Raw genomic sequence first — 25,504 nt, 5'->3', positions numbered from 1 at the left:
GCTGAATAAATCGTGTACTATTATAGTTATATTCATCACATGGTAAGAACTTTCGTTAAAAATCGTTCTTTCTAAGAACAAATAAAAAGGACAATCTCAGCATTTAGAGATTGTCCTTTAAAAATTAATATTATATTTATCCTAGGATATGATACCCTGAATCAACATGAATGTTTTCTCCTGTTACACCGCGTGCTAAATCACTGAATAAGAATACTGCTGTATCCCCAACTTCTTCTTGCGTTGTTGTACGACGAAGTGGTGCGCGCTCCTCAATTTCTCTTAAGATTGAGTTGAAATCGCCTACACCTTTTGCAGATAACGTACGAATTGGTCCTGCAGAAATAGCGTTAACACGAATACCGTGTTGACCTAAATCGTTCGCTAAATATTTCACGCTCGCTTCTAATGAAGCTTTCGCAACACCCATAACGTTATAATTTTTCACAACGCGCTCGCCGCCAAGGTATGTTAATGTTAAAATATTTCCACCTTCTGTCATTACTTTCTTCGCTTCTCTTGCTACAGCTGTTAAAGAGAATGCGCTAATATTTTGTGCAAGTAAAAATCCATCGCGAGAAGTATCTACAAATTCACCTTTTAAGTCATCGCGATTTGCAAAAGCAATACAATGTGCTAGACCGTGAATAGTACCTACTTCTTGTTTAATTGTTTCAAAGCAAGCTGTAAGTTCCTCATCATTCGTTACATCACAAGGTAATACAAGTGATTCTTGTCCTTCTAATGTGTCCGCTAATTCACGAACGTTTCTTTCTAAACGTTCTCCTGCATATGTGAATATTAATTTTGCACCTGCATTATGCAAAGAGCGAGCTATTCCCCATGCAATACTTCTTTGGTTCGCAACGCCCATAACAACAAATGTTTTCCCTTGTAATAGTTCCATGATATATCCTCCCAGAAATACTTATACTTGTTATTAGTACCTGATACTATAATTATAGTACCATAAAACCGCTTAAAGGCAAACAAAAAAGTCATTAACAGAAATTTGTTAATGACTTTTGGTTTCTATAAAAAACCGCTCTAATCCTTCTTCCCAAGACGGCATTTGTGAAAAACCATTTAATCGTAGCATGTTATGTTGAAAGATAGAATATTTGGGCCTCGCAGCTGCAGCCCCGAATTCTTCCGTTGAAACAGGTAATACATTCACTTTCATATTGGCGTATGAAAATATCTTTTGTGCAAATTCAAACCAAGAGCATGAACCACTGTTTGATACGTGGTATGTACCGTATAAAGAAGTATGAATGAGCTTATTAATAACCATATTTAAATCCGCCACATACGTAGGAGAGCCAACTTGATCCGCTACAACGGATATTTCATCTCTTTCTTTTCCTAATCGCATCATCGTTTTCACGAAATTATTTCCATATTTACCATATAGCCACGATGTGCGAACGATAAAATATTTATTATGTAACTCTTTGACGAACTGCTCCCCCGCATACTTAGAGGCCCCATATATATTTATCGGCGCTGGACTATGAAATTCGTCGTATCCATCTGGTCTGGCACCTTGAAATACATAATCAGTACTAATATAAACTAGCTTCGCCCCTACTAATTGTGAAGCAACCGCTACATTTCGAGCTCCGATTGCATTTATTCTATACGCAAAATCCTGTTCTTTCTCCGCATGATCTACTTTCGTATAGGCAGCACAATGAATAATTATATGTGGTTTTATTTCTTGTACCATTTGTTGTATTCGGGATATATTTGTCACATCTAATAACTTTTTATCAAATGGATATATATCATATTCTTCAGAGTCTAACTCTTCAAATAGTTGCTTTCCTAATTGACCGTTTGCTCCTGTTATGATAACCCTCTCTTTCATTTAACATGCCCCTTACTAATCTTTTAGTGGTTTCCACCATTCCTTATTCTTTTCATACCATTTCACCGTCTCTTGTAATCCTTGTTCAAACGTGTATTTCGGTTCCCAATCAAATTCATTCTTCATTTTCTCTGCATCAATCGCATAACGACGATCGTGCCCTAAACGATCTGTAACATATTCAATGTCTTTTTTTGTTTTTCCTAAAAGAGTAATAATTTGTTCCACAACTTCTACATTTGTTTTTTCATTATTTCCACCTATATTATATACTTCTCCTACACGTCCCTTATGCAGAACAACATCAATCGCACTGCAATGATCCGTTACATGTAACCAATCTCTTACATTTAAACCATCACCATATAACGGTAGTTTTTTTCCTTCTAGTGCATTCGTAACCATTAATGGAATTAATTTTTCAGGATACTGGTACGGTCCATAATTGTTAGAACAACGCGTTACTATAACCGGTAATTGATATGTTTTATAGTAAGATAGAGCTATCATGTCCGCGCTCGCCTTACTTGAAGAATATGGACTATTTGGAGCTAACGGCGTTTTCTCTGTGAACTTCCCTGTTTTTCCTAAAGAGCCATACACTTCATCCGTTGATACTTGCACAAGTTTTATATGCGAATATCTTTTAACTAGTTCTAATAAAGTGACCGTCCCAATTACATTTGTATCATAAAAAGGAATCGGATTTTCAATACTACGGTCCACATGTGATTCGGCTGCAAAATTTACAATCACTTGTACGTTTCGCTCTTTTATAACGTATTCTAATAGCTCTCCATTTTGAATTTCTCCCTTTACAAAAGAGTAATTCGGGTGATCCAGAAGAGATTTTACGTTATTTAAATTCCCGCTATATGTTAAGGCATCGTAATTAATAATTTTATATGTTTCATAACTTTGTAGCATGTAATGAACGAAATTACTTCCAATAAATCCAGCCCCACCTGTTACTAATATATTCATAAACAACGCTCCTACTTAAAAACTATCTTCATATTCCTCTAATAATGGTAATATCTGATCCTTATCGGACAATATAGGATCGGTTACTGGCCAAGGAATTGCTAAATCTTTATCTTCCCAAAGTAATCCTGAGTCATGCTCTGCGCTATAATATTCATCTACTTTATACATAACGATAGTATGCGGAACAAGCGTGCAAAATCCATGCGCAAACCCTTTTGGCACTAGTAATTGCCGATGGTTATCTGCACTTAAAATATATCCTTTCCATTGTTTAAATGTTGGTGATTTTTTTCGTAAATCAACGATAACATCATAAATTGCCCCTTGCATAACTTGAATGAGTTTCGTTTGTGCTTTCGGTTTTTTTTGAAAGTGTAGTCCCCGAATCGTTCCTGCCTTAGCCGAATAAGATACGTTATCCTGTACAAATGAATACGTTATCCCTAATGTTTCTAGCACCTGCTTATTATAACTCTCTGAAAAAAAGCCACGCTCGTCTCCAAACAACCTCGGTTCTAACAATTTTACATCGGTAAAATTTGTTTCTACAACTTTCATATTCTCACCTATTCTCCGTTAAACTGTTTCCCAAAATTAATATCACGCGCTAACGTATTCGCCTTTTGAAGCGAAGCATGAGTTCCCGCATCAGTCCACCAGCCGCTCATTTCATTATAAGTAAGTACCCCTCGTTTTAAATACCAATTATTTATATCTGTAATTTCAAGTTCTCCCCGTGCAGAAGGTTTTAATTCTTTAATATAAGAAAAGACTTTCGAATCATACAAATAAATTCCCGTAACCGCATAAGAACTTTTCGGCTCTTTCGGCTTTTCTTCAATTTCAACTATTTTTCGGTTTTGAATATGTGCTACGCCAAATCTTTCGGGATCTTCTACAGATTGCAATAGCACTTTCGCACCTTCTTTTTGATTTGCAAACTCTTCAACATACGGAAGAATATCATCTGAAAAAATATTATCCCCTAATATAACTACCATACGATCATTCCCGACGAAATCTTCACAAAGCCCTAACGCCTGTGCGATCCCGCCCGCTTTATCTTGCACACGATACGTAAAGGACACTCCAAATTCATGACCACTCCCTAAAAAGCTAACAACATCCCCCATATGCTCTTTACCCGTAATAATCATAATATCTGTAATATCGCATTGTTTTAGCTTATATACCGCATGATAAATCATCGGATACCGACCAACAGGAAGTAAATGTTTATTCGTTACTTTCGTTATTGGATATAATCTCGATCCAGTACCACCTGCTAAAATAATTCCTTTCACTTTTCATCTCTCCTTTATGATGGAGATAATATATCTTTGTAATGTTCTACAAACACTTTCCGGTACTTCTCATATGTATCCGCATCAAACTCATCCCCGTTGTAATGAATACACCATAAATTTGCTTGATTTGGGATACCAATTAAATAACCAGCCCTTTGAAACTCTAAAGACTGTGACACATCATAAAAGTGAAACCCTTGAAACAAATCTTCTCGCCACGGAATATCATACTGCGTTGCCATGAATAAACCATCAATTGCCTGAACTGACAAAAATGGTTGATTACCATAAAAAACCTGATCTAAATTTAATAATTGATAATTCCGTCTTCTATACTCAATCACTTTCCCTACTAAATTTTTTCCTTCCCACCATATCCCGTTATTCGGTAAAAACTGAGCCCCAGCGACTCCTATTAAACCAAGCTTTTCATTTTCTTTAAAAAGAGATATAAGTGTAGAAAACATGTCTCGATTAATAAGATATGTATCTTGATGTATATACACTTTGTATTTCGCTGGATATGAAAGGGCTCGGTTGTATGCACTTGCCATACTTTGCGCATCTCGTATCGGAAAAATTTGCACGACATAACCAGAGGGAACAAAAATGTTTCTTATTTGGCTCTCACATTGTTTGAAAAGCTCCTCATTATTTACACAAACAACGACTAATATTGTATGATCTTTCATTTTTGTCCCCCCTTTTATTCTTCCTTATTTACATCTGACATATAGTGTTCCACAAATATTTTCCGATACTTTTCATAGTTCGTCATATTCACATCAAAATGATAATGGATACACCAAGCATCGCGCTGTACAGGTACACCGACTGTATATCCTGCTTTTTTAAATTCAAATGATTGAGATACATCATAAAAATCAAATCCGTCAAATAAGTCTTCTCGCCACGGAACATCATATTGTGTCGCCATTAATAAACCATCAATACATTCTACAGGAATAAATGTTTTTGATTCATGATACGGTTGTTCTAAACTTGCCATATAAAACAAATCATTCATATAACCAATGACTTTTCCTACAATTCCACGCCCTTCGTTCCATACGCCAGTCGGAGGAACATATTGCGCTCCAACCATCCCAATCATCCCAAGGTTTTCATGTTCCTCAAATAATTGAAGTAATCCGTATAAAAAAGCCCTATTTATAATAAAAACATCTTGATGTAAATACACTTTATACTTCGCTGGATGCGAAATGGCTTGATTGTATCCACTCGTCATACTTTTCGCATTTCGAATCGGCATAAATTGGACAATATACCCTGGCGGTACTAACAATTGCAATATATGTCGCACGCAGTTTGCATACAATTTCCGATCATTTATGCATGTAACAAATAATATTGTTTTGTCTGCAGCACTCATAATTGTGATTTTTCAGCTTCAATAATATACTGAAATACAACTGTCTCAGCCATGAAGCCACTTCCAAGACGATATTTTTTACAAATTCCATATAACTCCTCAATAAGCGGCTCATACATTTTATGATCAACATATACACGATCTACTTTACTAATTGAATATCCTGCTTTTAAAAACATTCTTAGCATTTCATTGAATGTAAAGAAACGAATATGTGTTTTATCTAATAAACCATATTCTGTATACGTCCAATTTCCAGCAAGTAAGGGAGCTAATACTGAAATATGAGCAACGTTTGGTATACTTGCTAAAATCACACCATTTTGCTTTATATATGGCTTAACCTTTTCAATCACAGCCCACGGATCAAATAAATGCTCTAATACATCCCCAAATAGGACGCAATCAAATTGCCCCTCCTCATAAGGAAGATCTATTTTTTCTATATCCCCTAAAATAACATGATCTAGTCTTTCCTTCGCTTTTTCTGCCGCCTCTGGAAATGCCTCTATTCCTGATACACGTGTACCGTTTTCTTTAATAGCTGCTCCCAATGCACCGCTCGAGCAACCAATATCAAGAACTTCTTTCCATTCCTTTTTTATATGCTTTAATAAATTCGGATTCGCTGCATTATAATAATGCTCGGATTTTTCTTCATATAAAGAACTTTTTTCGCGATTCATTTCACACACTCCTTATGCAAATTGAATTAGAAATATAAATCTCATATGAATTCTATAAAGTGCAGATTTTGTTCATCCCCCAATGATTATTAGCCCGCAAATAGCAGTATAAAATCTTTTATTTATATTGGTTACGTTACTGATACTCTAATATATAACCAATCTATTAGAGTTAGAATAGCGATAAATCATTTCTAAAAAACGAAACCTATTACACTTTATATGGTTTATCAAAAACTCCCCGAAAATATTTACGGTTATATTCAATTGCAGCATTATTCGGAACATAAGAAGCTGCTAATTCATTGTAATAATACGCTTTATCCTGCTCCCCTAACCTGCTATAACAAATACACATTTGTAAATAGGGTAGCCATGTGTAGCTAGCTGGACTATGGAAAGGACTTTCCGTTGCCATTGGTACTTCCGTGGCAAGTTTAAACCAAAATATCGCTTCATTATATTTTTCTTGTTCCATATATATATATCCTATTCTTGTACAATTCTCTCCTCTAGGGACGTCATACCGAAACGACTTCACACAAGATTCGATTGCCTTCTCCCACATTCCTAGCTTTGCATAGCAATCTCCTAACTTACCACATGCATAAATTTTCTCTTCATACCATCCTTCGTCTTGATTAAGAAATGTTTCATATAGAAGAACTGCATCATCATATTTTTGGTTATCCGTAGATTCATTTGCGTAATAAAATAAATCTCTCGGACTTAATTCTTCACCTGCCGCTACAGTATTTTGAAAAATTTTCAAATTACGATTTGTTACTTTTTTTTCTTTTTTATGTGTAATAGCAACATTACTACTAAAAACCTCACCAGAAATAGCTAAATACTCATGAACCTTTCCAAACCATTGAAATTGTTTTTCACGCTTTACAAGTCGATTTCTTTTTGTACAATATAAAGGTTTCCCGTTAGAATCCATTGCAAGATGATAAGGCATCGAAACAGCATCAATTTTAGGATCTAATTCTCTTTTTAAAAGTTTCAATGCTTCTTGAGCATCTTCTAATAAGACATCATCTGCATCTAGCCACAATATATACTCTTGCGTCGCTTTTGAAAAAGAAAAATTTCTTGCTGCTGCAAAATCATCAATCCACTGGAAATCATATATGTTAGAAGTGTATTTCTCTACGATTTCTTTCGTTCGATCGACGGAACCTGTATCAACTACTATAATTTCATCCACAATTTTTTCAACTGTTTCTAAACAACGGGCTATTGTCTCCTCCTCATCTCGAACAATCATACATAAACTAATTGTAATTCCTTGCTTGTTCAACATAATCACCCTCTTCCAAATCAATCATATGTTATACATATACTAAACTTTCCATTTTTTTAAATTGTTCAAGTAGTTTAAGATTTCTTTTCAATAATTCAAATGTCCGTGTCATTTTCTTTCGGTTTTGCATCTACTATATAATGAACGCTTTATGGAGGTGAATTTATGTCAAATAATAATTATTCAAATGGATTAAATCCCGATGAATCTTTATCAGCTAGTGCATTTGACCCTAATCTTGTAGGACCTACATTACCACCGATACCACCGTTTACCCTTCCGACTGGGCCGACCGGGCCGACTGGACCTACGGGACCTACGGGGCCGACTGTACCTACCGGGCCAACTGGACCGACTGGGCCAACTGGACCTACGGGACCGACTGGACCGACTGGACCGACTGGACCGACTGGTGGCACTGGGACTACTGGACCTACGGGGCCGACTGGTGGCACTGGGACTACTGGACCTACGGGGCCGACTGGTGACACTGGGGCTACTGGACCTACGGGGCCGACTGGTGGCACTGGGACTACTGGACCTACGGGGCCGACTGGTGACACTGGGGCTACTGGACCTACAGGGCCGACTGGTGACACTGGGGCTACTGGACCTACGGGGCCGACTGGAGCTACTGGACCATCTGGACTAGGGCTTCCAGCAGGATTGTATGCATTTAACTCCGCTGGGATTTCTTTGGATATTGGACTTAATGCTCCAGTACCATTTAATACTGTTGGATCTCAGTTTGGTACAGCAATTTCTCAATTAGATCCTGATACTTTCGTAATTAGTCAAACTGGATTCTATAAAATTACCGTTATCGTATACACTGCAGCAGTAAGTCTATTAGGAGGACTTACAATCCAAGTAAATGGGGTATCTGTTCCAGGTACTGGGGCCACTTTAATCTCAGTTGGAGCACCTATCGTTGTTCAAGCAATTACGCAAATTACGACAACTCCATCATTAATTGAAGTAATCGTTACAGGGCTTGGGCTATCATTAGCTGTTGGTACAAATGCATCTATTATTATTGAAAAAATCGCTTAAATTTTTACTTAGCAGTAAAACTGATATCAGTTTTACTGCTTTTTCAATTTCAAATTCAATCATGAAACATTCGCTATCTACATAATCATATTGTTGTATGACATTTTGCAGGAGGCACAAATATGGAAAGTAAATCTGCTGTTCAGCTTTATCTCGAATTGCTAAAGAAGACCATTTTATTTGAAATATGGTTAGAATATGAGGCATACTTACCCGCATCTCTACATATTTCAAAAGAACTAGAATTCGAGCCAGTTACAGTCCCCCTCCCTTTATTCATTAAGCAATATGCTGAAAACCATAACTTAAAAATTGTAAAACCAAATGTTTCAAAAAGTGAACGCCATGATGGAATGGATTGGCCAAGAGCAGCACATAGCATGATCGGTCGAGAACGTATGAACCAATTACAAGAGGCAATGGAAACCGTTGTTCGTGAAAATATAGAGGGAGATTTTATTGAAACAGGTGTATGGCGCGGAGGATCGTGCATTTTTATGAATGGTTTTTTACAAGCAAACAACATTACGAATCGTAATGTGTGGGTCGCTGATTCATTTGAAGGTTTGCCAGCACCGAATCTAGAACAATATCCAAAAGATTACGGTGATTATTTGCACACATTCGATTATTTACGCGTCTCTTTAGAACAAGTACAAGAGAATTTCAAAAAATATGATTTACTAAATGATCAAGTGAAATTTTTAAAAGGCTGGTTTAAAGATACTTTACCAACAGCACCAATTGAAAAAATAGCAATTGCACGGCTTGATGGTGATATGTACGAATCCACAATGGATGGTCTCGTGAACTTATATGATAAAGTTTCTAAAGGTGGCTATATAATTATCGATGACTACGGGCTACCGCCATGCGCTGAGGCTGTGACAGACTTTAGAAACCAACGAAATTTAAAAGCCCCTATTACTAAAATTGATGTATTTGGCGTTTATTGGAGAAAAGAATAAAAAAGATTTAATCTATAGGAGATTTCATTTTCACTCATCCTTCTCTCACTTCTAATCCAATTAAGTATTCTTTTTCGGAATCTCCTTACATATAACAATTGTTTTCCTGTGTTCTCTCAATACAAATTGAAAATTTTATTAATAGATTTACTGCATCTTCTCATACAAGAAAGGGGTATACTCATGAGTGAACTTAACAAAGAAATGACTTTACTCCCCCCTCCTGAACTCGTCCAATATGTAGGTGGCGACTTCAAAAAAGTTGGAAAAGAGTTCCTAAAGCATTTTATTCAAATTGGCGCTTTAAAACCAAATGAAAAAGTATTAGATGTAGGCTGCGGCGTCGGTCGAATGGCTGTACCATTATTGAATTACTTAAATGATGATGGAGCGTATTATGGATTTGATTTGTTTAAAGATGGAATTACTTGGTGCCAAAATAACATTTCAACTATGCGTAATAATTTTCACTTTGAACATGTTGACATATACAATCAATTCTATAATCCAGAAGGAAAAGAAGATGCCTCTCAATATCGTTTCCCCTATGAAGACGGGACATTCGATTTTATCTTTTTAACTTCTGTATTTACGCATCTTCTCCCAAAAGAATTAGAACATTACGTATCTGAAATTGTACGTGTATTAAAAAAAGACGGGAGATGTTTCATTACATTCTTTCTTATAAATCCTGAATCGTCCTATTATTTAAATGCAGGACAAAGTACATTAGGTTTTTATCATCGAATCGAAAATTGCTACGTTGTAAATAAAGATATTCCGAATTTCGCAGTTGCTTATCCTGAGACAGATATTTGCAATCTATTGAATAAGTACGGCCTAGAAATAATCAATAATCCGCATTACGGTTTATGGTGCGGCAGACATGAATATACAAGTTACCAAGATATTGTTCTTACAAAAAAAAGCTTCTGAAAGGAAGTTATGTATGATGAATGAAAAAAATCCACCTCTCGTTTCCATCCTTATTCCCACTTATAATCGGCCTCATTATTTCAAAATTGCTCTAGAAAGTGCATTGGCACAAACTTATTCTAATATTGAAATCATCATCGGAGATGATAGTACAAATGATGAAACAGCAACTTTAATACGCGAACAATACTTACCAAATTATAAAAATATAACATACATTCGAAATATCCCTACTCTAGGACAATTTCACAATGACCTTATGCTCATAGAAAAATCAAATGGTGAGTATATAAATTTTTTAATGGACGATGACGTGTTTTATAAGCATAAAATACAAAAAATGATGACCTATTTTGAGCAAGATCCCAATAAAAATCTTGCTCTTGTTACTTCTTATCGAGTACGCATTGATGATCATGGAAATCTAATAGGTGATTCCCATCCAACACAAAGGTTATATAGTGAAGACACCCCATTAAACGGGATATTTTTAGGTAATTGGATGTTAAAGGGTGGACACAACATTATCGGTGAGCCTACAACTACTTTGTTCCGAAAGGAATTGCTCACTGAACCTTTTGGCACCCTTAAAGAGCGACAATATTCTTGTAGTGTTGATATGGCCTCATGGATTTCTTTACTTTCTAAAGGAAATGCAATATACATTTCTGAGCCTTTAAGTCAATTTCGCTACCATGCTGGACAACAAATACACAATAAGCTCCTTCAAGGTTGTGAAGATTTCACACACCTCGTTATAACAGCAAAAGAATATGGCTTTTTACAAAATACTACAGACTATAGAGCAGCTCTACTTAGTGCTTACCAATGGTGTAAAAGTTCCTTAAAATACTATCTTCATCAACTAGATATTTTTCCTGACGCACATGTACGTCTTTCCCATTGTTTGGATATAATTATTAAAGAGTTAAACAATTAAACTACTCTGCAAAATTAAAAGTGTATGGACTATATGTGAATCATTCGTATAGTTCATACATTCTTTCTCATACTATAAAGTGAAACTTTAATCAGCTCTCACCAATCGGGCTTTTACGGGCAGTTGATCCCCCACCTAACTTCTTCGCTTTCGCTGAATTTTGAGGTAGGGGTCTTACTGCCCATTAATGCGGGATAAAATCCATTACTATAAAGAGCAGTAGAAAGGAATACCTACATTGAAAGATCCAAATTCTCAATATCAAATAGACTACGTATTACTATTTATTTTATTTGCCATTGGGATTGTTAGTTGTTGTGCTATTGCAAGTGCGCAAGCCTCTTTACCGCCATTTTTACAAAACGTCAATTTTGTACTAAAGCAAATCCAATGGTATTTCATTGGATTTATAGCCATTGGTGTTATTATGATTATCGACTTCGATCGTTATCAAAAAATTGCTTGGTATTTGTACAGCTTTGCAATGGTACTACTTATTGGACTAGAACTTCAAGTACCAGGTGCCGTTACAATTAAAGGCGCTACCGCTTGGTACAGGCTCCCAGGCATCGGAAATTTTCAGCCTTCTGAAATTATGAAATTATTTTTAATTATCGTCATTGGACGAATTATAGCAAACCATAATGAGAAATATTTTTCCCAAACAATACATGACGATTTTTTACTACTTGGAAAAATATTTGCAACAAGTTTGCCACCACTACTACTCATCGCAAAGGAACCAGATTTAGGAAATACAATGGTCATTTCAGCGATGCTTGCAGCAATGATACTAGTTTCTGGCATACGATGGCGTTTTATTTTCGGATTAGTTTCAGCTACTTTCGTTGCTGGAACTACATTAATATATATTTTTTTTACTCACACAGATTTCTTTAAAGCACACATTTTAAAAGAATATCAATTAAATCGCTTCTACGGATGGTTAGCACCTTACAAATATGATGCACAAGGCTATCAATTAAGACAAGCATTCTTAGCGACTGGATCCGGAGAAATGCAAGGAAAAGGGTGGGAAAATGGACAAGTATATTTTCCAGAACCACATACAGATTTTATTTTCACTAATGTCGCTGAACAATTTGGATTTCTAGGCGCAAGTGTCATTATTTCTCTTTTTTTCTTACTCATTTTTCGAATGATTCATATTGCTTTAGAAAGTAATGATCCTTTCGGTAGTTACATTTGCGCTGGTACAATCGGAATGTTTACTTTCCAAGTATTCCAAAATATCGGGATGACAATCGGATTACTTCCCATTACAGGGATAACATTACCTCTTATGAGCTACGGAGGAAGTTCACTGCTTACATACATGATTGCGATTGGATTCATTTTAAATGTTCGCTCAAGAACGAAAATCTTTATGTTTAAATGAACAACACAAAAACGCTATATTTTTATCTCTATCCTTTTTTAGATATACTAATGAAAAATACGATGGAGGTTTAAATATGAAATATGACATTATAGGAGATATTCATGGATGCTTCCAAGAGTTTCAAAATTTAACAGAGAAGCTAGGATATAACTGGAGTAGCGGTCTACCGGTTCACCCTGACCAACGTAAACTTGCATTCGTTGGCGATATTACAGACCGTGGTCCTCATTCATTACGTATGATTGAAATTGTATGGGAACTTGTCATACATAAAAAAGAAGCTTATTACGCTCCTGGAAATCACTGTAATAAACTATATCGATTTTTCCTTGGGCATAATGTAACAGTCGCTCACGGACTTGAAACAACTGTTGCTGAATATGAGGCACTTCCTCCTAATAAGCAAAACATTATAAAAGAAAAGTTTATCACTCTTTATGAACAATCACCGCTCTACCACATACTAGATGAAAAAAGAGTAATCGTATGTCACGCTGGGATTCGGCAAGATTACATAGGAAGACGAGATAAAAAAGTGCAAACCTTTGTATTATATGGCGATATTACAGGAGAAAAGCATGCCGATGGCTCACCTGTCCGTCGCGATTGGGCGCAAGAATACAAGGGGCAAGCTTGGATTGTATATGGACATACACCAGTAGCAGAACCTCGATTCGTCAATCAGACAGTCAATATTGATACTGGTGCTGTATTTGGTGGCAAATTAACCGGATTACGTTATCCTGAAATGGAGACTATCTCTGTCCCTTCTTCTTTACCTTTTGTCGCTGAGAAATTCCGTCCAATTTCATAACTACCTTACTTAGCATTATTTAGGCAGATCTCATATAAAACTAGGTAAAGTAATTAAAAAAAGATGCAATAAAGTGCATCTTTTTTTAATTACACTACATATAATGTCGCAGGAGGTGACAGAATGAAGAAAAAATCTTCTAAACAAAAAAGAAAATTTCCCCCTTTATATCTGCCCATGTACGGAATTAACAACTGGTGTAGTATTCGGGCTGCAGCGATAGAAGAACTGGAAGAACAAGAGTCATCAAAAAAAAGCAAAGTAAAACCAACATATGTCTCTTTAGAAAATGCTGTGATGAGCCGCATAATCGATCGCAGAAAAATAAAGATGCAACAAAAAAATAAACAGCTCTCAAATCAAGATGAACAGGTAATACATTCTAATCAAGCAGAAGAAAAGACGGAAGAAAATATTTCTGTAGCAATAAATAAAAAAGTGGAACCAGAAATTCCAGCTGCTATTATAAACAAAGTAAAAAAAATAAAAGAGGCATTGGCTTCATCGAATGATATACAAACTGAAAAACCCCTCATAATTGAGACACCTACACCTGAAAATACAAAAGTTAAAAGGGGCGGCCGATATGCATATGCAGAAGGGCTTCACTCTCATGCGGAGGGCATGGCAGCACATGCGGAAGGCTTATTAACACACGCAAAAGGTTCTTTCTCTCATGCAGAAGGATCAAACTCAAAAGCAACTGGACATAGTTCGCATAGTGAGGGAAGTGAAACGACAGCAGGCGGGGCTTATTCTCATGCGGAGGGTAAACAGACAATTGCTTTAGGCGAAGCAGCACACGCAGAAGGAAACGCAACTATCGCTAACGGATCCTCTTCTCATGCGGAAGGTCATCATACATCAACAGCTCATTTTGCAGGTAGCCATATTATGGGGCGCTTCGGCACTGCAGAAGAAGCTTATTCTTGGTTTATTGCAAATGGTGTAAGCGACACCGACCATAATATCGGGGCTAAATGGCTTGCCCATAATGGAGAAATGTACATTGAGGGCGCGTCTTACAATGCAAGCGGAACGGATTTTGCACAAATGTTTGAAACCGAAGGTTATAAACCTATTGATGTCGGTTATTTCGTTACATTTAGTAACGAAGAAAAAATTCGGATAGCTACTTCACGCGATTCGTTCATTTTAGGAATATCTAGTGCAACCCCTGCCCTTATAGGAAATAGCGGGGCTTTAAGTTGGCAAAAACGTTATAAAACAGATAACTTTGGAAAACGCCAATATGTATGGACGGAAGCCGAAGAAATACAACCTCTTTTAAATACAGAATGGGATCCAACTTGCAAATATGTAGCAAGAAAAGATCGCGCCGAGTGGCTTCCTGTCGGATTAATTGGACAAATGTTAGTACGTGATGACGGCACTTGCGAAGCACATGGATATTGTCGTCCAAATGACAATGGCATTGCTACAAAAGCCGAAAGTGGATTTTTCGTTATAAAGCGTACGGGTGAAAACCAAATTTTAATATTATTCCGCTAAGAAAAAAGGGACCAAAATTCTTTATAATATAAGAATTTTGGTCCCTTTTTAAGTATGCCGCAACACTTCTTGCATATCGCTTGGAAGCTTTATAGTGAAAGACATCTCTTTCTCTAAAATAGGATGATAAAACTTCAAAGATTTACTATGAAGTGCTTGCCGTTTCATTTCATCCCTTCTCCCTCCATATAAGCTATCACCAAGTAACGGATGTCCTATATGAGCCATATGCACACGAATTTGATGCGTTCTTCCTGTCTCAAGCTCAAGCGCTACATGTGTCTTATGATATGTACTATCAATTACCTTAAAATGAGTAACTGCCCTTTGTCCATCCTCACAAACCGTTCGCTCAATAATGCTATCAGATTTTCGACCAATTGGTGCATCAATCATTCCTTCTCGTTCTACAATCTTTCCGTGAACAATTGCTTCATACGTTCGTTTCACAGCTTTTTGTTGATGCTGCTTCGATAAAAGATGATGCACGAAACGATTTTTTGCAATAAGCATAAGCCCCGAAGTATCACGATCTAAACGTGTTACGATGTGCACTGTACTTGCAAGGTGCTGCTTATCATAATGAGATAAAAGCGCATTGGCAACACTCCTTGTCGGATGTTCTCTAGACGGAATCGTTGACATGTTCGCCTCTTTATTAATGATAAGAACCGCGTCATCTTCATATACAATGCTTAAAGGGATATCTTCTGCCATCATCCCTTCACTTCTTTCCTCAACTGGAAAAAAGACACGTAATTCTTCACCAGCACGCAACTGATGACGAACACTCGCATGTTGACCATTTACTTCAATTGCCCCGCCGTGAAACTTTATATCCGTTAAAGCGGCTTTAGAAATACATTTCGTTTTCAAAAATTCCCTAACTAAAGTTCCCTCTTCAGCCGGACCTATATCCCATTTCAATGTAAATCTGTTCAAATATATAACCCTTTCTATTTATCTGCAACAAACGAGTCACGAACTCGTTTCCAGAACGGGAATGGACGGAAACGAACAAATCGTACTTTCTCGTTTGCGACGCGATACTGGATTGATTTCACATCTTGATGAACCATCGTTAAATGATCCACTGTAATTTGTAAGTTCATTCCTGCAGCTGGCTTTAACACACATGTATGATGCTTCGGCAATACGAGCGGCGATCCTACAGTACGAAATACACGATTGTTAATGGACGCCATTTCTGCAATTTGTATCGCTTCAATAGATGGGTGAATAATCGCTCCGCCAAGCGCTTTATTATACGCGGTACTTCCTGAAGGAGTAGAGATACAAAGGCCGTCTCCGCGGAATGTTTCAAAATATTCTCCGCGTATTTCTACTTCTGTTACTAATGTACCTTCTGCACTTTTTACAGTCGCCTCATTCATCGCTAAATACTGTGACTCTTTACTTCCATTCACATAGCGAATAATAACTTCTAAAAGCGGATATTCCACCACTTGGAATGGTGTTTTCGCAATTGCAATTACTAATTTCTCTACTTCTGTCGGTAACCAATCTGCATAGAAACCTAGATGTCCTGTATGTACACCAACAAATGCTGTTTCATCCAATCGATTATAATAACGATGAAACGCATATAAAAGCGTTCCATCTCCCCCAACAGAAATTACAATATCGGGTTCCTTTTCATCCATTATAAATCCAAAATCTAGCAAGTACTCTTTCATCGTGCTTGCCAGTGTATCTGATGATTGATCTCCCTTTGACATAATTGTAAATTTCATCGCCCAACACCCTTTAGTTTATGATTCAGAATCTTTCGTTTCTTGCTTTCTTGAAAAAGCCTTTTGCGCTTCTTGAATTTCAAGACGAATAGAAGACATTTCTTCATCTAATAAAAACGCCGCTTCAGCTGCACGTTGCAACCTTATTTTAATATCTTCAGGAAAACGTCCACTATATTTATAATTTAAAGAATGCTCAATTGTTGCCCAAAAGTTCATTGCTAGCGTGCGTATTTGGATTTCTACCAATACTTTTTGTTCACCCTGAATCGTTTGAACAGGATAACTAATGACAACATGATAAGAACGATAACCGCTATCTTTCTTTTGCGTAACATAATCACGTTCTTCCACGATTTCAAAGTCATTTCGTTTTCGAAGATATTCTACAACAGGCTTAATCTCATCAACAAATTGACACATCATTCTAAGCCCAGCAATATCCTGCATATCTTCTCTCAATCGGTCTAGCGGTACATTTCTCTTCTCCGCTTTATCAATAATACTTGCAACCGACTTTACCCTTCCTGTTACAAACTCAATTGGAGAATGCTCTGTTAACATTGCAAATTGAGTACGCATTCCTTTTAGTTTCACTTTCAGCTCTGCCACCGCTTGGTGGTAAGGTGCTAAAAATTCTTCCCAATTTCGATTCATTTCAACCACCACCAAAATCAATCCATTTGCTTATAGAAATACTTTTTCTACAGCAGTTACTAGTTCTTCTCCGTAATTTGCATTACCTTCAATATTTTCAACTAAATATTCTACTTCTTCTTTTAATCCTTCTAATTCCATTTCAATGTCATTCACGCGAACGAACATAACCACATCGTTATTCATCGCTTCATGCATTGCTTCCCAGCATGTGTGCGGAATACTTACATAAATGAAAGATGATTCATTTTCTAAGATATATAAAAATGATAAATTGTCTGAGTCTACAAGTACGTGATTACGCGCACTTAACTCCTTTACCTCTATTTCACTATTTTCCGCACAAAAAATAAGAGCATTCTCTCTCTTTTCTACGCTCTTAACTTGGATTTTATTTTGCATGCTCTAACTCCTCCATCTCAACTTCCTGTCTTACTTAACAGTATTATTGTATCATAACATGGACGCAAACAAATAAAACATTGAACCAAATTTATGAAAAAGCGATAATGTGTAAAGAATTATTTTTCAAAAGGAGATTATACAATGACACAAGAAATTGAAATTGAATTCAAAAATATCGTTACAAAAGAAGAATTCGATACATTATGTAAATCGTTTTCTATTGAAGCATTTACAAAACAAGTGAATCACTACTTTGAAACACCTGACTTCTCGTTAAAAGAAGCTGGCTCTGCACTTCGTATTCGTCATAAAGGAGAAACTTATACGTTAACGTTGAAACAACCTGCAGAAATCGGTTTATTAGAAACGCATCAAGTCGTAACAGAAGACGAAGCAAAAATGATGATGGAAACAAACACAATCATTCAAGGAGCAGTAGTAGATCAATTACACAAATTACAAATTCCTGTTTCTGCTTTAACATATATGGGTAGTTTAACAACAGAAAGAGCAGAAACATTATTTAAAGGCGGAACGCTTGTCTTTGATCATAGTTTCTATTACAATCACGATGATTATGAAATTGAATTTGAAGTGCAAGATGAAGAAACAGGAAAAGCTGCATTTATTGATTTATTAACGCAACATAACATACCTGTTCGCCATACAAATAACAAAGTAAAACGCTTTTTCCTTGCCAAACAAAACAAAGCACGCTAAAGTGAAAATTCCACTAGTGAATATGTTTCACTAGTGGATACATCTCACTAAAAAAGGTTACACCCGTAGAATAAGCAAAGAATCTTTGAGAAGGCTGTTTATTTGCCCTCTCGAACATTCCATTGCTACAATAGATATACATTTCATGGAAAAAGGAGTTTATAAAGGATGAGCAAGCAACCGATGACACCATTTGAAGCAATTGGCGGTGAACAATGCATTGCAATATTAGTAGATACATTTTATTCCTATGTCAGTAAACACCCTGACTTATCTCCCATCTTCCCGGAAGATTTAACAGAAACCGCTAGGAAGCAGAAGCAATTTTTAACACAATATTTAGGTGGTCCTAATTTGTACACTGAAGAACATGGTCATCCTATGTTAAGAGCACGCCATCTCCCGTTTGAGATTACCCCAAAACGAGCAGAGGCTTGGCTATCATGTATGGAGCAAGCAATGGATGATACTGGAGTGCATGGTCATATAAGAGAGTTTGTTTTTGAACGTTTAGCATTAACCGCTCAACACATGGTTAATACTCCAAACGAAACAGGTGAAGTGTAATGGATAAGCAGGAAGCAAAGCATATAAATATGCCATCTCCTTCCGCATGCGAGCATAAGTCTGTAGAAGCATATTTATTTATTGATCCACTTTGTAAAGATTGCTGGGAAATTGAGCCTTTTATTATTAAACTATGGCTTGAATACGGGAAATACTTCTCTATTCGTCATATCGTAACAGGAAAAGTGGATGGAACGAACGCTTCCTCACACAAATGGAATAAACCTGCTAATATTCGATTTGTGTGGGAAAAGACAACCAGTTTACAAGGTTTTTCATGTGATGGAAAGGTACATATGCAAGAAGCATCGTCAACACCATATTTAGTTTCGATGGCAATTAAGGCAGCGGAGTTGCAAGGCCGAAAAGCAGGTTCGAAGTTTTTGCGAAAACTCCAAGAATACATTTTCCTTGAAAATGTATCAAACCCTGATTGCGAACTATTACTTGCATGTGCGAGAGATAGCAATATTGATGTAGAAGAATTTAAAAAAGATCTACATTCTGCTAGTGCAAAAAAAGCTTTCCAATGTGACTTGAAATTCACGAATGAAATGCATATTACAGAAATACCTTCCCTCGTCTTTTTTCATGCAAACTCAGATGAAGAAGGTATTAAAATCGCTGGAAATTATTCCTACGATGTATACGTACAATTATTGAAAGAACTTGTAAAATGTGAAATTGAGCCAGAACCATTACCACCTTTAGAAGTGCTACTAGAAGCAACACAATTTATATCTTCAAAAGAAGTAGCATTTATTTATGACTGTCCGCAACAAGAAATTGAACGCGAACTAAAAAAATTACAACTGAAACGAAAAGTACAAATGATAGAAGTAAAATGCGAACGTTATTGGAAATGGATAGCAAAAGAAAAAGACCTGGTGTAAACACCAGGTCTTCTTCTTTACGGCTTATAAAAATATTAAAGGGGATGGGAGAAATTTTCACGTTCAAACAAAGGGGTATATGTTTGTATGTGAATTCGTTCACGCTTATTATATTACAAGATTCGACGTCAAATGACAACCCCTTTTGTCGAATTTCACACTTTTGTCACATTCTAAACGTTTTCATTTTTGAATAAGCTATAAAAAAGGTCATTTAGGGGGTTTATTTATGAAAAAATCTTATATTGCTCTTCTCTTTCTAGCTGTCATCGTTTCTTTTTTCTTGTACATCCTCTCTCTACTACAAGCTTTTCCTAAAATTATTGCCTTACCTCTTTTATTCGGAATCATCGTTATCACACTCTCTTATTTCAATTATAAAAAACGATTCAAAGGGTTTTAATTTCAAAAATCAGCCGTCAAGCTATCCTTTCAGTTAGAAAAAACAAAAAAATCCACCTTTCTCTTCAACAAATATCGACATTAAATCTATTCAACAAAAAAGACGAGGATACAATCCCTCGTCTTTTTTCATTACTTTTCTTCAAATAATAATGCTTCTAATTCATTTAATTTCTCTTCAAATACTTGTAGCGCCTCTTTTACTGGTTCAGGAGATGCCATATCTACTCCTGCTTTTTTCAGCACTTCAATTGGATAATCAGAGCTTCCTGCTTTTAAGAACTCGTTAATATAACGTTCTACTGCTGGTTGTCCTTCTTCTAAAATCTGTTTAGATAGAGCTGTCGCTGCACTAAATCCTGTTGCGTATTGATATACGTAATAGTTGTAGTAGAAGTGTGGAATACGAGACCATTCTAAACCAATCTCTTCGTCGATTACTAAAGCGTCACCGAAATATTTCTTATTTAAATCGTAGTAAATTTCCGTTAGCATGTCTGGCGTGACAGCATGTCCTTCTTGTACTTTCTTATGAATAATATGTTCAAACTCTGCAAACATCGTTTGACGGAATACAGTACCACGGAACCCTTCTAAATAATGATTTAATAAATATAGACGCTCTTTCTTATCTTCTGTCGTTTTTAATAAATAATCATTTAGAAGCGCTTCATTACAAGTAGATGCCACTTCTGCTACGAAGATGGAATAATCACCATATACGTGCGGTTGTGTTTTTCTTGTATAGTAACTATGCACCGAATGACCAAACTCATGAGCAAGTGTAAATAAATTATTTACATTATCATGCCAGTTCATTAAAATATACGGATTTGTTCCATATGCACCAGATGAATATGCCCCGCTTCGTTTTCCTTTATTCTCATACACATCTACCCAGCGATTTTCATATGCCTCTTTCAAAATATCAACATATTCATCACCAAGTACGTTTAAAGATTTTAATAAAAGGTCTTGCGCTTCTTCGTATTTCACATTCATTTTCACTTCTGGTACAAGTGGTGTATATAAATCATACATATGAAGCTCATCAAGTCCTAGTGCACGCTTACGAATATCGATGTAACGGTGTAATAAATGTAAGTTGTCATTTACTGTTTCAACGAGTTGATCGTATACTGCTTCCGGAATATTATTATTGCTCAATGCAGCTTGGCGAGCAGAATCATATTTACGAACACGCGCATTGAAATTATTACGTTTTACTGCTCCACTTAACGTACTTGCGAATGTGTTTTTAAATTTTCCGTACGTTTCATATACAGCTTTAAATGCATCTTTGCGAACACGAGGATCATCACTTTCTAAAAACTGAATGTAACGGCCATGTGTAATTTCTATTTCTTCTCCGTCTTCCCCTTTAATAGATGGGAATTTTAAATCCGCGTTATTCAACATACCGAATGTATTGCTTGATGAACTCATTACTTCAGATGCTTCCGCTAATAAAGCTTCCTCAGCTTCTGATAATACGTGCGGGCGTTGACGTGTAATTTCTTCTAATGCATGTTCATATACACTTAAATCTCTATTTTCCTTCAAGAATGTTTGCAGTGTATCTTCTGAAATCGATAAAATTTCAGGAACAATATACGCTGTGCTACTAGATACTTGTGAATATAAATTTGTTGCGCGATCATTTAATGCTTGATATACAGAGTTTGTTGTATCTTGATCGTAACGCATATGAGCATATGTATATAACTTACCTAATCGCATTGAAATTTCATCTTCATATTGCAATGCCTCAAGTAAATTGTCCGCAGAGTCACTAAGTTTCCCTTTAAATTCAGTTAACTTCGGCAATAGCTCTTTAATAGCTTGGAATTCTTTTTCCCATTCTGCATCCGTTTGGAAAATATCTTCTAATCGCCACGTACTTGCTTCTTCAATCTCGTTGCGATCTGGTAATGCTTTCACTTTGTTTTGTTCAGACATTCTTTAAGCCCTCCTTTAAATATCTCTACTTAAGTACAATTCGTTTTTTCTTATGTAATTCCTTCACAATCATTCTTTATTATATCCCCTTTTCCTCCTCTCATGTTAAAATTTGCCTCAAATAAAGATAGCGCATGTATTAAGCAAATCTCATCATGTTTCATAATTTCCTCCTCTGTTTTTAACATCACGACATCCCTTATTTTCCGGTACGTATAAGTTCCCACTTTACACAAAACACCTATATAGCATAAGAATGTCATATATTCAGTAACTGCCACTTTCCATATGTGCTTTGAAAAGTACGGAAGTATCCGCCTTTTCGTATACCTTTTTACATAACTACACACGTATTGAAGAGAAATACACTCTCCCACTGCAAGCTCCCCTATACACTTCATATAGAGGAAAGCTTGCCATATAAATGGGTTTGTTTGTAAAGCAAATGCAGAAGGGAGTGGAACACCAATTTCAGAAGGAAAGCTTGCTGGGGTACATTTAAATTGATATAAGAGGCGTAATAATGACTTATAATTATAATTCCAAATCGGCAGGGCATTTTTGCGGAAGTAGTTCTTTCTCTTCTTCCACTCTTCACCCAATCTTTCTTTCCCGAAAGGAACGGGAGAAAAAAGCATTTCAAAAGTAGTCGTATCAGTTGGTAAATATATAGTATGTGAGAAAAAGACATTTGTAGAAAAGGGAGTGACAAATGCACATTTCATAAATGATTTTTGTTTCGGACAGAAGAAAATAAGAAGTGGCTGAGGATAAGATTGTAAGGAGAAAGCCATAAGTGAGGAAAATTTCATCCAATATGCAGATTGCTTTTTCAATTGATTTCCACCAACGATCCAAATGACCTGTATACCAGCTTGCCAATACGAATATGTTCTTTTGTACAGCTGCTCTATAGCGAGGTTTGCACATTGGTATTCAATTGCAATTTTTCTGCCCGCCCTCTCTACAAAAACATCTGGTCGTTGCTTAATTTCTGGAAGGTAGTACTCTATATCCACCTGAAAGTTTTGACGCTTGAACCATCTATATAACAATTCTTTACCGTGCATATGATACGTTGATTCCGCTTCATAAAAGGCAAGACATGAATTCACTTTTTTATGAGCAAAATGCCAACTTTTTTGTTTCCCTAATTTCATTTGCACTTCCTTTCCACAAGCTACACAAAAGAATCGTTCTTGTTGACGCATACGGCGCAAAAGCTTTTCATTACAATTATAGAGTAAATGAATTTTCTCTCCGTTTTCTCTTTTAGCGATAAATATCGTAATCACACCCTTTCAGCTCCTTATATTCTACAATTTGTTACAAATTCCTTTTAAAAAAGAGATGTCCCAATTTCGGACATCTCTTTTTATAATAAAGGTGATAATAAGCGGTATGTTGATTCAACAATTCGTCTATGAAGACGTCTTTTATGAAAATGATCAACATGAATTTCACTTGATTCTTCTAAATCATCTTTAAAGTCTTGAACAAGTTTTCGAATGCTATCTGTATCATATAAAAAGGCATTTACTTCAAAATTCAAATGAAAACTTCTCATATCCATATTAGCTGTCCCAATTGAAGCTAAATCAGAATCGACGATGACAACTTTACTATGAAGAAAACCTTTTTCATATTCATATATCTTTACACCTGCATCTAAAAGCTCTGGGAAGTAAGATCTCGATGCGTAAAAGACAGTACGCTTATCCGGTTTACTCGGCATTAATAAACGAACATCAATACCAGCAAGTGCAGCAACCTTTAATGCGGATAAAATATCATCATCCGGAATAAAATACGGCGTTGCAATCCAAATGGATTTCCGAGCAGAAGCAATCATGGCAAAATATAAATGCTTAATCGTTTCCCATTTATTATCAGGCCCACCTGCAACAAGCTGCACGCCTCCCCAATGCTCCCCCTCAACTGCTTTCGCTTGTAAATATTCAGGGGCTAGCACAGCCTCACCAGTCATATAAAACCAATCTTGAAGGAAAATAAGCTGCAAACTTTGTACAGCTTCACCACGCAAATATAAATGTGTGTCTCGCCAAAAGCCGAAGTACTTATCCTTCCCTAAATATTCATCACCAATATTTAATCCACCTACAAAGCCTTCATTTCCATCAATAATAACGATTTTTCGATGATTTCGATAATTAATTTTATCGTTTAAAATCGGAAAGCGTACAGGGAAGAACGGAATCATTTCGACTCCTGCATCGTTTAATTCTTCAATATACGATTTTGATAATTTAAAACTTCCAACCGCATCATACAAAAAACGAACGACTACGCCCTCTTTTGATTTTTGTATTAAAATATCTTTAATTTCCGTTCCAAGCTTATCATCACGCACAATGTAATATTCCATATGAATGTGATGTTTCGCTCGTTTTAATCCATCTAAAATGGCCTGAAACGTTTCATCTCCATTTGTTAATGTTCTCGTTTCAGTTTGAAATGAAATATTTAAAGCGCCTAAGCGATCCGCTAAACGAAATAACAGCTCTTGATGCTTATGATTGCGTAAAATCCGTTCTTCGTAATCTTCATGCCCCTTATATTGTAAAAACGCTTGTTCATCGAGCAACGCCTTCTTTTGGAACATTCTCTTCCTCCGAAAGTTCTGTCCGAATAATAAATAAGCGAAGAATCCAAATACCGGAAAAATACCTAACACAATGAGCCATGTAAGTGTTTTTGACGGATGACGGTTCTCTAAGAAAATAACGCAACCAATTAAAAACGCAGATACTGTAAATAAAATACTAATAATACCTAAAACCGAAACATCTTTTATCCCAATCACATCTGAATAAAATGCTACATCAATAAACATGCGTAACGAAACAAATAATGCGAACAATAGCAGTATAAAGAAAATCAGCTTTAACGTATTTTTCATCTCTTACCTCCTAACTAAGAAAGCTTTCCTATTCTTCATATAAAAAGCCG

The 25,504-nt window shown here is 36.2% G+C and carries 27 protein-coding genes; 11 read left to right on the top strand and 16 right to left on the bottom strand.

Annotation, left to right across the window (positions count from 1 at the left end; translation table 11 throughout):
* Positions 1-136 precede the first annotated feature (136 nt).
* The 9 genes from fabI to BHV55_RS06450 all read right to left on the bottom strand — a co-directional run bounded on the left by fabI (position 137) and on the right by BHV55_RS06450 (position 7,552).
* Positions 137-907 (bottom strand): enoyl-ACP reductase FabI, encoded by a 771-nt coding sequence (gene fabI / locus BHV55_RS06490; RefSeq protein WP_070757202.1) that lies wholly within the window; start codon positions 905-907, stop codon positions 137-139.
* A gap of 108 nt (positions 908-1,015) precedes the next feature.
* Positions 1,016-1,870 carry a dTDP-4-dehydrorhamnose reductase gene (gene rfbD / locus BHV55_RS06485; RefSeq protein ID WP_070757203.1) on the bottom strand — a complete coding sequence of 285 codons (855 nt, stop codon included), beginning with the start codon at positions 1,868-1,870 and terminating at the stop codon, positions 1,016-1,018.
* Between the two features lie 15 nt (positions 1,871-1,885).
* A complete protein-coding gene (gene rfbB / locus BHV55_RS06480) occupies positions 1,886-2,854 on the bottom strand; it encodes a dTDP-glucose 4,6-dehydratase (protein ID WP_048568770.1) in 969 nt (322 codons plus the stop codon).
* A gap of 15 nt (positions 2,855-2,869) precedes the next feature.
* Positions 2,870-3,415, bottom strand: coding sequence for a dTDP-4-dehydrorhamnose 3,5-epimerase (rfbC, locus tag BHV55_RS06475; protein WP_000869431.1), 546 nt, complete (start codon positions 3,413-3,415; stop codon positions 2,870-2,872).
* Between the two features lie 8 nt (positions 3,416-3,423).
* A complete protein-coding gene (locus tag BHV55_RS06470) occupies positions 3,424-4,161 on the bottom strand; it encodes a sugar phosphate nucleotidyltransferase (protein WP_000676160.1) in 738 nt (245 codons plus the stop codon).
* A gap of 14 nt (positions 4,162-4,175) precedes the next feature.
* Complete coding sequence (locus BHV55_RS06465; RefSeq protein ID WP_000651529.1) at positions 4,176-4,856, bottom strand: glycosyltransferase family protein; 681 nt, start codon at positions 4,854-4,856, stop codon at positions 4,176-4,178.
* A 14-nt stretch (positions 4,857-4,870) separates the two neighbouring features.
* Positions 4,871-5,557: a glycosyltransferase family protein gene (locus BHV55_RS06460; protein ID WP_001271187.1), complete on the bottom strand. Its 687-nt coding sequence runs from the start codon at positions 5,555-5,557 to the stop codon at positions 4,871-4,873.
* A complete protein-coding gene (locus BHV55_RS06455) occupies positions 5,554-6,243 on the bottom strand; it encodes a class I SAM-dependent methyltransferase (RefSeq protein ID WP_001078432.1) in 690 nt (229 codons plus the stop codon). Before BHV55_RS06455 ends, BHV55_RS06460 begins: the two co-directional genes overlap by 4 nt.
* Before the next feature lie 211 nt (positions 6,244-6,454).
* Positions 6,455-7,552, bottom strand: coding sequence for a glycosyltransferase (locus BHV55_RS06450; RefSeq protein WP_000932913.1), 1,098 nt, complete (start codon positions 7,550-7,552; stop codon positions 6,455-6,457).
* A gap of 165 nt (positions 7,553-7,717) precedes the next feature.
* On the opposite strand from BHV55_RS06450, the gene BHV55_RS06445 reads away from it, so the two are divergent.
* The 7 genes from BHV55_RS06445 to BHV55_RS06415 all read left to right on the top strand — a co-directional run bounded on the left by BHV55_RS06445 (position 7,718) and on the right by BHV55_RS06415 (position 15,177).
* Positions 7,718-8,605 carry a BclA C-terminal domain-containing protein gene (locus tag BHV55_RS06445; RefSeq protein ID WP_070757204.1) on the top strand — a complete coding sequence of 296 codons (888 nt, stop codon included), beginning with the start codon at positions 7,718-7,720 and terminating at the stop codon, positions 8,603-8,605.
* Between the two features lie 122 nt (positions 8,606-8,727).
* On the top strand, positions 8,728-9,573 hold the full coding sequence (locus BHV55_RS06440) for a TylF/MycF family methyltransferase (protein ID WP_000444386.1): 846 nt from the start codon (positions 8,728-8,730) through the stop codon (positions 9,571-9,573).
* 183 nt (positions 9,574-9,756) lie between these two features.
* Positions 9,757-10,509 carry a class I SAM-dependent methyltransferase gene (locus BHV55_RS06435; protein ID WP_048568768.1) on the top strand — a complete coding sequence of 251 codons (753 nt, stop codon included), beginning with the start codon at positions 9,757-9,759 and terminating at the stop codon, positions 10,507-10,509.
* Between the two features lie 13 nt (positions 10,510-10,522).
* Positions 10,523-11,449, top strand: coding sequence for a glycosyltransferase family 2 protein (locus BHV55_RS06430; RefSeq protein ID WP_002004643.1), 927 nt, complete (start codon positions 10,523-10,525; stop codon positions 11,447-11,449).
* Between the two features lie 238 nt (positions 11,450-11,687).
* Positions 11,688-12,848 (top strand): FtsW/RodA/SpoVE family cell cycle protein, encoded by a 1,161-nt coding sequence (locus BHV55_RS06425; RefSeq protein ID WP_000654700.1) that lies wholly within the window; start codon positions 11,688-11,690, stop codon positions 12,846-12,848.
* 76 nt (positions 12,849-12,924) lie between these two features.
* A complete protein-coding gene (gene prpE, locus BHV55_RS06420) occupies positions 12,925-13,665 on the top strand; it encodes a bis(5'-nucleosyl)-tetraphosphatase PrpE (RefSeq protein ID WP_070757205.1) in 741 nt (246 codons plus the stop codon).
* A 123-nt stretch (positions 13,666-13,788) separates the two neighbouring features.
* Positions 13,789-15,177: a peptidase G2 autoproteolytic cleavage domain-containing protein gene (locus BHV55_RS06415; protein WP_016109550.1), complete on the top strand. Its 1,389-nt coding sequence runs from the start codon at positions 13,789-13,791 to the stop codon at positions 15,175-15,177.
* A gap of 48 nt (positions 15,178-15,225) precedes the next feature.
* Here the strand turns inward: BHV55_RS06415 and BHV55_RS06410 are convergent, their stop codons facing one another.
* From BHV55_RS06410 to BHV55_RS06395, 4 genes are read right to left on the bottom strand one after another with little or no spacing between them, the layout of a single operon-like run.
* Positions 15,226-16,119, bottom strand: a complete 894-nt coding sequence (locus tag BHV55_RS06410) for an RluA family pseudouridine synthase (RefSeq protein WP_070757206.1) — start codon at positions 16,117-16,119, stop codon at positions 15,226-15,228.
* A 14-nt stretch (positions 16,120-16,133) separates the two neighbouring features.
* Positions 16,134-16,931, bottom strand: a complete 798-nt coding sequence (locus BHV55_RS06405) for an NAD kinase (RefSeq protein WP_000673190.1) — start codon at positions 16,929-16,931, stop codon at positions 16,134-16,136.
* 18 nt (positions 16,932-16,949) lie between these two features.
* Positions 16,950-17,588 carry a GTP diphosphokinase gene (yjbM, locus tag BHV55_RS06400; RefSeq protein WP_001081482.1) on the bottom strand — a complete coding sequence of 213 codons (639 nt, stop codon included), beginning with the start codon at positions 17,586-17,588 and terminating at the stop codon, positions 16,950-16,952.
* 30 nt (positions 17,589-17,618) lie between these two features.
* Positions 17,619-17,990, bottom strand: a complete 372-nt coding sequence (locus BHV55_RS06395; RefSeq protein WP_001180003.1) for a UPF0738 family protein — start codon at positions 17,988-17,990, stop codon at positions 17,619-17,621.
* Between the two features lie 144 nt (positions 17,991-18,134).
* Between BHV55_RS06395 and BHV55_RS06390 the strand changes: the two genes are divergently transcribed.
* The 4 genes from BHV55_RS06390 to BHV55_RS06375 all read left to right on the top strand — a co-directional run bounded on the left by BHV55_RS06390 (position 18,135) and on the right by BHV55_RS06375 (position 20,576).
* Positions 18,135-18,713 carry a CYTH domain-containing protein gene (locus tag BHV55_RS06390; protein ID WP_000191120.1) on the top strand — a complete coding sequence of 193 codons (579 nt, stop codon included), beginning with the start codon at positions 18,135-18,137 and terminating at the stop codon, positions 18,711-18,713.
* A 168-nt stretch (positions 18,714-18,881) separates the two neighbouring features.
* Positions 18,882-19,280, top strand: a complete 399-nt coding sequence (locus tag BHV55_RS06385; protein WP_000043386.1) for a globin domain-containing protein — start codon at positions 18,882-18,884, stop codon at positions 19,278-19,280.
* Positions 19,280-20,173 (top strand): ClpXP adapter SpxH family protein, encoded by an 894-nt coding sequence (locus BHV55_RS06380; protein WP_000360656.1) that lies wholly within the window; start codon positions 19,280-19,282, stop codon positions 20,171-20,173. The genes BHV55_RS06385 and BHV55_RS06380 overlap by 1 nt, the downstream gene beginning before the upstream one ends.
* A gap of 229 nt (positions 20,174-20,402) precedes the next feature.
* Positions 20,403-20,576 carry a hypothetical protein gene (locus BHV55_RS06375; protein WP_000750355.1) on the top strand — a complete coding sequence of 58 codons (174 nt, stop codon included), beginning with the start codon at positions 20,403-20,405 and terminating at the stop codon, positions 20,574-20,576.
* 131 nt (positions 20,577-20,707) lie between these two features.
* Here BHV55_RS06375 and pepF read toward each other — a convergent pair whose 3' ends face one another.
* The 3 genes from pepF to BHV55_RS06360 all read right to left on the bottom strand — a co-directional run bounded on the left by pepF (position 20,708) and on the right by BHV55_RS06360 (position 25,454).
* Entirely contained in the window at positions 20,708-22,534 is a 1,827-nt protein-coding gene (pepF, locus tag BHV55_RS06370) for an oligoendopeptidase F (protein WP_000003366.1), read from the bottom strand.
* 50 nt (positions 22,535-22,584) lie between these two features.
* A complete protein-coding gene (locus BHV55_RS06365) occupies positions 22,585-23,829 on the bottom strand; it encodes a competence protein CoiA (RefSeq protein ID WP_000628332.1) in 1,245 nt (414 codons plus the stop codon).
* Between the two features lie 80 nt (positions 23,830-23,909).
* A complete protein-coding gene (locus tag BHV55_RS06360) occupies positions 23,910-25,454 on the bottom strand; it encodes a cardiolipin synthase (RefSeq protein ID WP_000799198.1) in 1,545 nt (514 codons plus the stop codon).
* Between the last annotated feature and the right edge of the window lie 50 nt (positions 25,455-25,504).

The organism is Bacillus sp. RZ2MS9, assembly GCF_001816185.2.
GTDB lineage: Bacteria > Bacillota > Bacilli > Bacillales > Bacillaceae_G > Bacillus_A > Bacillus_A cereus.
This window is presented reverse-complemented; position numbering and strand designations above follow the sequence as displayed.

What these genes read in the sequence shown, in the direction of transcription:
- fabI (WP_070757202.1), bottom strand. Translation starts at nt 907, where the DNA reads ATGGAACTATTACAAGGGAAAACATTTGTTGTTATGGGCGTTGCGAAC.
- rfbD (WP_070757203.1), bottom strand. Translation starts at nt 1,870, where the DNA reads ATGAAAGAGAGGGTTATCATAACAGGAGCAAACGGTCAATTAGGAAAG.
- rfbB (WP_048568770.1), bottom strand. Translation starts at nt 2,854, where the DNA reads ATGAATATATTAGTAACAGGTGGGGCTGGATTTATTGGAAGTAATTTC.
- rfbC (WP_000869431.1), bottom strand. Translation starts at nt 3,415, where the DNA reads ATGAAAGTTGTAGAAACAAATTTTACCGATGTAAAATTGTTAGAACCG.
- BHV55_RS06465 (WP_000651529.1), bottom strand. Translation starts at nt 4,856, where the DNA reads ATGAAAGATCATACAATATTAGTCGTTGTTTGTGTAAATAATGAGGAG.
- BHV55_RS06460 (WP_001271187.1), bottom strand. Translation starts at nt 5,557, where the DNA reads ATGAGTGCTGCAGACAAAACAATATTATTTGTTACATGCATAAATGAT.
- BHV55_RS06455 (WP_001078432.1), bottom strand. Translation starts at nt 6,243, where the DNA reads ATGAATCGCGAAAAAAGTTCTTTATATGAAGAAAAATCCGAGCATTAT.
- BHV55_RS06450 (WP_000932913.1), bottom strand. Translation starts at nt 7,552, where the DNA reads ATGTTGAACAAGCAAGGAATTACAATTAGTTTATGTATGATTGTTCGA.
- BHV55_RS06445 (WP_070757204.1), top strand. Translation starts at nt 7,718, where the DNA reads ATGTCAAATAATAATTATTCAAATGGATTAAATCCCGATGAATCTTTA.
- BHV55_RS06440 (WP_000444386.1), top strand. Translation starts at nt 8,728, where the DNA reads ATGGAAAGTAAATCTGCTGTTCAGCTTTATCTCGAATTGCTAAAGAAG.
- BHV55_RS06435 (WP_048568768.1), top strand. Translation starts at nt 9,757, where the DNA reads ATGAGTGAACTTAACAAAGAAATGACTTTACTCCCCCCTCCTGAACTC.
- BHV55_RS06430 (WP_002004643.1), top strand. Translation starts at nt 10,523, where the DNA reads ATGATGAATGAAAAAAATCCACCTCTCGTTTCCATCCTTATTCCCACT.
- prpE (WP_070757205.1), top strand. Translation starts at nt 12,925, where the DNA reads ATGAAATATGACATTATAGGAGATATTCATGGATGCTTCCAAGAGTTT.
- BHV55_RS06415 (WP_016109550.1), top strand. Translation starts at nt 13,789, where the DNA reads ATGAAGAAAAAATCTTCTAAACAAAAAAGAAAATTTCCCCCTTTATAT.
- BHV55_RS06405 (WP_000673190.1), bottom strand. Translation starts at nt 16,931, where the DNA reads ATGAAATTTACAATTATGTCAAAGGGAGATCAATCATCAGATACACTG.
- yjbM (WP_001081482.1), bottom strand. Translation starts at nt 17,588, where the DNA reads ATGAATCGAAATTGGGAAGAATTTTTAGCACCTTACCACCAAGCGGTG.
- BHV55_RS06395 (WP_001180003.1), bottom strand. Translation starts at nt 17,990, where the DNA reads ATGCAAAATAAAATCCAAGTTAAGAGCGTAGAAAAGAGAGAGAATGCT.
- BHV55_RS06390 (WP_000191120.1), top strand. Translation starts at nt 18,135, where the DNA reads ATGACACAAGAAATTGAAATTGAATTCAAAAATATCGTTACAAAAGAA.
- BHV55_RS06385 (WP_000043386.1), top strand. Translation starts at nt 18,882, where the DNA reads ATGAGCAAGCAACCGATGACACCATTTGAAGCAATTGGCGGTGAACAA.
- BHV55_RS06380 (WP_000360656.1), top strand. Translation starts at nt 19,280, where the DNA reads ATGGATAAGCAGGAAGCAAAGCATATAAATATGCCATCTCCTTCCGCA.
- BHV55_RS06375 (WP_000750355.1), top strand. Translation starts at nt 20,403, where the DNA reads ATGAAAAAATCTTATATTGCTCTTCTCTTTCTAGCTGTCATCGTTTCT.
- pepF (WP_000003366.1), bottom strand. Translation starts at nt 22,534, where the DNA reads ATGTCTGAACAAAACAAAGTGAAAGCATTACCAGATCGCAACGAGATT.
- BHV55_RS06360 (WP_000799198.1), bottom strand. Translation starts at nt 25,454, where the DNA reads ATGAAAAATACGTTAAAGCTGATTTTCTTTATACTGCTATTGTTCGCA.